Source organism: Streptomyces sp. MB09-02B (genome assembly GCF_033794485.1).
Taxonomy (GTDB): domain Bacteria; phylum Actinomycetota; class Actinomycetes; order Streptomycetales; family Streptomycetaceae; genus Streptomyces.
This window is the reverse complement of the sequence record NZ_JARGEE010000969.1, coordinates 1-720: the sequence shown is the minus strand read 5'-3', so window position 1 is coordinate 720 and position 720 is coordinate 1. Positions and strand designations below refer to the sequence as shown.

Genomic DNA, 720 nt, shown 5'->3' with positions numbered 1-720 from the left:
GTCTGGGGGCGCAGCCCTCAGGGATGGGACGGGTAGGGGCGGCGGGGGCGAGAATCCCGGCGGAACCCGAACCCGCCCGTCAGTCCTTCTCCAGCACGAAGGACGCCCGAGCCGTCGCCAGTCCCGGTGCTTTCGCCTCGACGAGGTACGTCCCGGCGGTGGCCGAACCGGGCGACGGCGTCGCGCAGTTGGGGGCGCTGGGGTCACGGTTCCATTCGACGGTGTAGGTGACCCGGTCACCGGCCGGAACCTTGAACAGCAGGCTGCCCGCCGTCTCATGGCAGTCGTCGGACGCCCAGAACGCGTTGTCGGCGTCGGCCGGGGTGATCGTCACCACCGTGTTGTCCGGCCCGAGATCGAGCTTGCAGTCCCCGCCGGAGGAGTTGCGGGCGATGAGTTCGAACGTGGGGTTCACCCCGGGTTCGTAGGCGTTACGCACACTGCGCACGGTCAACTTGACTGCTGCTGCACTGCAGTTGGGCAGACTGGACCCCGCCGGGACCTGCTCGCCGGCGCTGCTCCCGTTCTTGCCGCCGTCGTCGGACGTACCCCCACCCGCGGCACCGGACCCGGCACTCGTGTCCCCGCCACCCGACCCGCAGCCCTGTCTCTTATCAACATCTCCGAGCCCCAGCGAACGGAAGAAATCTCTTATGGCGTCATCTGCATTAGAAAAAAACATCCTATATACGCCAAAGCACAATATGAAATAGATGAATA

1 pseudogene is annotated in these 720 nt (G+C 65.7%); it reads right to left on the bottom strand.

Annotation, left to right across the window (positions count from 1 at the left end):
* Window positions 1-79 precede the first annotated feature (79 nt).
* Window positions 80-604, bottom strand: a pseudogene (locus tag P1P70_RS45380) (hypothetical protein); the annotation flags it as partial.
* Between the last annotated feature and the right edge of the window lie 116 nt (window positions 605-720).